Annotated in this window: 9 protein-coding genes; 8 read left to right on the forward strand and 1 reads right to left on the reverse strand. The window is 44.5% G+C overall.

The features are described from left to right. The first annotated feature begins 52 nt into the window (after positions 1 to 52). Entirely contained in the window at positions 53 to 277 is a 225-nt protein-coding gene (locus Q0140_RS01335) for a phage tail assembly protein (protein ID WP_297960853.1), read from the forward strand. 110 nt (positions 278 to 387) lie between these two features. Here the strand turns inward: Q0140_RS01335 and Q0140_RS01340 are convergent, their stop codons facing one another. Beyond that, positions 388 to 600 (reverse strand): hypothetical protein, encoded by a 213-nt coding sequence (locus Q0140_RS01340; RefSeq protein WP_297960856.1) that lies wholly within the window; start codon positions 598 to 600, stop codon positions 388 to 390. Between the two features lie 52 nt (positions 601 to 652). On the opposite strand from Q0140_RS01340, the gene Q0140_RS01345 reads away from it, so the two are divergent. The 7 genes from Q0140_RS01345 to Q0140_RS01375 form a co-directional block, all read left to right on the forward strand. Next, positions 653 to 2779 carry a phage tail tape measure protein gene (locus Q0140_RS01345; protein WP_297960859.1) on the forward strand — a complete coding sequence of 709 codons (2127 nt, stop codon included), beginning with the start codon at positions 653 to 655 and terminating at the stop codon, positions 2777 to 2779. 2 nt (positions 2780 to 2781) lie between these two features. After that, complete coding sequence (locus tag Q0140_RS01350) at positions 2782 to 3183, forward strand: phage tail protein (protein WP_297960861.1); 402 nt, start codon at positions 2782 to 2784, stop codon at positions 3181 to 3183. Next, a complete protein-coding gene (locus Q0140_RS01355) occupies positions 3180 to 3371 on the forward strand; it encodes a tail protein X (RefSeq protein WP_297960864.1) in 192 nt (63 codons plus the stop codon). The genes Q0140_RS01350 and Q0140_RS01355 overlap by 4 nt, the downstream gene beginning before the upstream one ends. Further along, on the forward strand, positions 3365 to 3970 hold the full coding sequence (locus Q0140_RS01360) for a hypothetical protein (protein ID WP_297960867.1): 606 nt from the start codon (positions 3365 to 3367) through the stop codon (positions 3968 to 3970). Before Q0140_RS01355 ends, Q0140_RS01360 begins: the two co-directional genes overlap by 7 nt. Beyond that, on the forward strand, positions 3967 to 4350 hold the full coding sequence (locus Q0140_RS01365) for a hypothetical protein (RefSeq protein WP_297960870.1): 384 nt from the start codon (positions 3967 to 3969) through the stop codon (positions 4348 to 4350). The genes Q0140_RS01360 and Q0140_RS01365 overlap by 4 nt, the downstream gene beginning before the upstream one ends. 10 nt (positions 4351 to 4360) lie before the next feature. Next, a complete protein-coding gene (locus Q0140_RS01370) occupies positions 4361 to 4825 on the forward strand; it encodes a DUF5675 family protein (RefSeq protein WP_297960873.1) in 465 nt (154 codons plus the stop codon). Between the two features lie 55 nt (positions 4826 to 4880). Beyond that, positions 4881 to 5912: GNAT family N-acetyltransferase (locus Q0140_RS01375; RefSeq protein ID WP_297960876.1), on the forward strand; the 1032-nt coding region annotated here is incomplete at its 3' end.

Below are 5912 nucleotides of genomic sequence, written 5' to 3' on the forward strand. Positions count from 1 at the left end.
CGGCGGGGTGGATTATATGGCGAAAGTAAGATCAAATTTAGGAGAGTAAAAAATGAGAAATATCAAAGTGAATTTACCGATTTGCGGCGAAGAGATAGAGGTTTTTGCGCCGAGCGTCAAGGCGTTTAAGGCGGTTTCAAATGAAAAAAGCGAGATCGAGCAAAGCATTAAGCTATGCGCTACTTGCGCGAATAAAACGCCTTCGTGGATCGAGGAACTGGATATCGCAGATTTTAATGCCTTGCAACGGGCGGTGCAAAGTTTTTTGGACGTTTAGCAGCGCCTGACAATGAAAACATCGCGCTGCTAGGCTACGTGTTGCATTTTGGCCATCGCGAAATTTTGGATATGGATATGATTGATTTTAGTGAATTTGTCAGTATTTCGCTAAAGATCTTGCGAGCGCAAAGCGGCACGATGAAAAGCGTTTAATACCTTTTTAAACGCGCGATGGATAGGTCTTAAAAACACTATTACTCCGCCTGCGACGATAAACATAGTAATGAGCGGATTAGGCTCAAGACCTAAAACGAGGTTCATAAGCAGCACGGCTGCGGTAATGATACCGGTATAAAATGTTATTAGATCGCTTTCTTTCATAAGAAGCGATTGTATCATAAATTTTAAAATTTGCAGCAGGAAAGGAGGTAAAATGGATAATCAAACGACGCTCGGCATAAGTATAGGGCTGGTTTTGAAAGGACTTTCTAGCGTAAAATCTGCCGATAACGCAATAAAAGGGCTTGCGCGTAGTGCAAAAAACGCCGGCGTAAGCGTAAAAAGCATAAGCGAAAATTTGCGCGGACTAAAGGGCGTAAGCAAGGATATAGCTCGCTACAAACAAACAATTTCGGACGAAATAGGAAATCTTGCAGGCACTCTTGCAAAAACTGCAAGCCTTGCCGTGCCGATAAAATTTGCCATTGACGATGAAGCGGCCTTTGCCGACGTGAAAAAATATGTAGACGGCACCGACGAGGAGATGGCAAAACTCAAGGGCGAACTCAGAAATCTGAGCGCAAGCTTCGGCAAAAGCTTCAGCGACGTCGCCTCTATCGCCGCGGAGGGTGGCAAAGCAAATTTAAGCGGCGAGGAGCTTATAAAATACGTCAGACTTACCACCACCGCGATGAGCGCCTTTGCTATGAGCGCAAACGATGTCGGTAAAGCAACGAATAATATGTTCGTAGGCTTTGGCATCAAAAACACGCAAGGTATTGAGGAGCTTTTCGATACCATCAATCTACTCGATAATAAGGTAAAAAACGCTAATGCCGATCAAATTTTAGAGTCTACTTCTCTACTTGCCGCTACGGCAAGGATGATAGATTTAGACGGCAAGACTACGGCTGCATTTGCCTCTACTCTGCTTAGTACGGGCAAAGCTACGAGCGTAGTAGGCACTTCGCTGAACGATTTTTTTACGACATTAGCAAGCGCGGAAAAACAACCGAAGAAATTCCACGAAGCCCTAAAACAGATCGGGCTGGATGCCCAAACACTCAAAGAAAATTTGAACAAAGATTCTACCGCTGCGATGGTGGATTTCTTAGAGAGGATCAAGGCTGCGCCTAAAGATGCGCAAGCTGGAATTCTCTATGACCTCGTAGGCGGCAACTATAATGACGAGATAGCATCTCTAGTGCAGAACATAGACGAACTTAAAGCAAATATCGCTCTGGCGCGCAGCTCAGAAGCCAAAGGCTCTATGGAAAAAGAGTTGCAGGTTAAGCTCAATACTACCGCCTCGGCATTAGATAGATTGCATCAAAGCTGGATTAATTTAGCCTCACAAATCGGCGAAACTTTTTTACCCGTCGTAGATAGCGCAGCGAAATTATTTGCGGCTTTCGGAAACGCACTGCGAAAATTTAACGAAAAATTCCCTACGCTCGCCAAACTTCTGACTGGTGCGGTAGGCGGCTTCATAGCTCTTGGAGTAGCGATCAGCGGCGTTAAAATAGGCTTTGCAGGCCTTATGCTTGCTTTTGCGCCGTTTAGAACGGCTTATCATATCATTGCCCTGGTCGTTAAAGGGATGTGGGCGCTTACTGCCGCCACTCTTCGCACAAACATCGCACTTATAACGCAAAGAGCCGCTATGATCGCTCATGCTATCGCATCCAAAGCCGCAGCAGCAGCTATGGCCATATTGAGAGGCGCAAGCATCGCCGCGGCTGCGGGCTTTCGCATAATGAAGCTAGCTCTGATCACTACCGGCATCGGCGCCATAGTCGTGGGACTTGCTACGGCGGCGGTATGGCTGTATGAGAATTGGGATCGAGTAAAAGCCTTTTTTCAAAATTTTTGGCAAAAAATCAAGCCTGAATGGGAAAGCTTTAAGAGCTGGCTAGATAGCTGGATAGAGGCATTCAGTAGCGTATTTGATGAGACTGTAGCATGGTGGAAGGATCTATTTGCGGACTTTTTCGGCTGGATAGGCGAAAAAATAGATTGGGTACTTAGCAGCGTAAAAAGCGTAGGGGAATTTTTTGGCTTTGGAGATAATAGTGCGCCGGTTACGGCGCCCGCATATGCTAATGCCGATCGAAATTTCACGCCTGCGCCGAATCGCCCTATGGGCGAAGCGCTCAGCACTCTTAGTTCAAGTAGCGCCGGGGGCAGCAATACAAATATAACCTTTAACGGAGATTTTAAGATTGACGCACACGGTGGCAATATCGATACCGAAGCCTTTAAGCGGCAAATTTCAAAGGATGTGCAAGAGGCTATCAGACGAAATGAGCGAAACGCCAGAAATACGGACGTGAGAGGTTAAAAATGGTCTTAAATTTGGGCGGCTTTAAATTTGAGTGGAAACAGACGAGCGAAATATCAGTAGAAACGGAATTCGGCATGAACTCCACCGAGAGGATAAACAACCATCCCGCTCTGCTGAATGCTAACCTGGGCACGCAGAGCATTACCCTTAGCGGACAAACTCTGCCATTCGCCTGCGACGGACAAAGTGCGCTTAAGCCGCTTTATGCATTGGCCGAGTTGCGACAGAGCCTGCCGCTCGTTACGGGGCTTGGGAAATATCTAGGCAGATTTGCGATAGAGAAGATCAGCGAAAACAGATCCGTATTCGCTCCAAATGGAGCGTTTTTCACGCAGACGTTCAGCCTTACGCTTAGAAGGGATTACGATGCGGACGAACTTAATCAAAAAGAGAAGAGATGATTTATAAAGCAAAAGACGGTGAGCGATTGGATCAGATCGTTTATAGACATTACGGGCATTTAAGGTATTTTGAAAGCGTGCTGGAGCTCAATCCAAAGCTAGAGGTTGTTTTAAAGGTGGGCGATAGCGTAACCCTGCCGGAATTGAGTGAAGAAAAAATACCGCAAAAGCAGGCCACATTATGGTGAGAAAACCGATCTTTAAACTTGAAGCAAACGGCAAAGATATCACGCAAACCATAAAACAAAATTTGATTAGCCTAGGCTTTGACGATAAAGAGGGCTTTAAAAGCGACGAAATAAGCTTTAAAGTGCGCGGTCTCTTCGCAAAACCGACGTTCGGCGACAAGCTTGAGTTATATTTGGGTTGGGCGGGTGAAGGCGAGGAAGGTGCCGATAATATGTGGCTGTGCGGTAAATTCGCCGTGCAGACCTGCGAGCGAGATTACAAAGAGCAAAGCACCGAGGTGCGTGCGACCGCCGTAGATTTTGCCGGCGAGATCAAAACCAAAAAGCGCCGTAGCTGGGAAAATACCACGCTTTTTGCCATAGCCGGCAAGATCGCGGACGAAAATGCCCTGCGCCTCAAAACGAGCGGAGAGGATATGGCAATCAGATCGCGCCTACAAGACGGAGTGGGCGATTTAGAGTTTTTGTACTCGCTTAGTAAAGAACTAGGCTATCTAGCCGCCACCAAAAACGACACGCTGATCCTAGCGCCAAAAAGCGGAGATGATGAATCGGACGAAGCAGAGAAAGGAGCGATGGGCTGCCGCAGATCGAATTGAATTTAAGCGATCTTGCTTCCCTCAATATTACCGAAGCCAATCGCAACGCCTATAATGCAGTCGTATGCGAATGGCAAGACATCGCAAGCGGCAAGCGTAAGCAGATCAAGGTAGGCAAAGGCAAACAGACCTATAAGATGCAAATCCCAGAGCCGAAAAGTGATGCCGAGGCCTATAAGCTAGCGCAAAGCAAGCTAAATGAGTTAAAAAAGGGCGGTATTAACGGGCGTTGCTCGTGTATGGGCGCCAATATCGTCGCGGGCGCGCAAATTAAATTTAAAGGCGCCGCAGGGCTTGAGGATGTCAAATTTAGCGTGAAATCAGTTTCGCATACGCTAGAGCCCACAAACTATAGCATAGAGATAGAATTTGAAGGGTAAAGGAGCAAAAATGGTCTTAGAAATTATCAGGTTTAAAGAAGTGGACGATATGACGCTGGGGCGCTTCATATTGCGAGACGGCGAAAGAGAGGTGCTAAAGGGATATACCTGCGAGCCTGCGGGCCCCGATACCACGCAGAGCGGCATGGATAGACGCATACCGCAAGGAAGGTATCAAATAGCCTGGCACGATAGCCCGAAATTTAGAGTTCGCCTACCGCTACTTTGGAATGAGCTAGTGCCAAAAACTCGCTGCATATTGATCCATGCGGGCAACACCGGGCGCAATACCGAGGGTTGCGTGCTACTGGGCAACTCTTTGGGTGCGCACGGAGTGAAAGACTCTCGTGCGGCCTTGAGCGCACTGCTTGCCGCCGTAAAAGGGCAAGAATTTGCAGTGCAAATATCTAATTTCAGCTTTGACTTTCGCATACCGTCAATAAATATTTATGATTTATATCTTCAGAAATTTTAGAGAACGGAGTCGGATATTTTTTGATATAATTGTATAAAAATATCGGGAGTCTAAAATGTCGAATATTGAAGAAAAATATATAAAGGATATTGACATATCAAATCCTTTTTTTGATTCATTAAGGAGCGATTACGATGGATTTGACGCATGGATTGAGAGAAAGGCTTTATCTGGTGAAAAGGCTTATGTTCTATTTGACGATAATCGGATAGTGGCTTTTTTATACTTAAAGGTAGAAAATCCAGTAGATAACACAAATATAGATCCTAAGCTTGATACTGGCCATCCATGGCTAAAAATAGGAACTATGAAGATAGAAGCTCATGGAACTAAACTGGGCGAACGTCTCATAAAGAGAGTCTTCGATTTTGCGGTATCAAAAAATATTTACGATGTTTATGTTACCTCTTTTGCAAAACAAACCCCGTTAATAGCCTTATTAAAAAGGTACGGTTTTGTTGAATATGGCAAAAAAAATGAAGAAATTGTTCTGATTAAAAATATACCGACACGCAGGCAAGATATAAGAGGCGATATATTGCTAGACTATCCAGCAGTCATAACAACAAATGCAAATAAATATATTTTAGGTATTTGGCCAGAATATCATACTCGTATGTTTTCTGACTCTATACTTAAAACAGAAAATTATGATATATTAAGAGATATGTCCGAGTCAAATAGTATACACAAGGTATATATTACGAAAATCTATGGTGCTGAACAATTAAGAAGGGGCGATTGCCTCATCATATATAGAACCAAGGATGATAGTGCGTCAAACGCAAATTATTCGTCGGTGGCAACCTCATTATGCGTTGTAGAGGAATATCGTGATTTATCTAGTTTCGGCAATGTAAACGAATTTGTAGAGTATTGTAAACCGCATAATATATTTACAAATTCGGAGCTAGAACGGTTCTTTGAAAAAAAGACTTATCCAAAAGTAATAAAAATGACCTATAATGTCTCCTTTAAAAAACGCGTTATTTTAGGTGTTATTAGGGAGATTTTGGGGGGAGAACCATCATATTGGGGCTTTGTTCGATTGACGGATAGTGGTTTTTTAAATATATTAAGAGAGGGG

Source organism: uncultured Campylobacter sp. (genome assembly GCF_938045405.1).
Classification (GTDB): Bacteria; Campylobacterota; Campylobacteria; order Campylobacterales; family Campylobacteraceae; genus Campylobacter_B.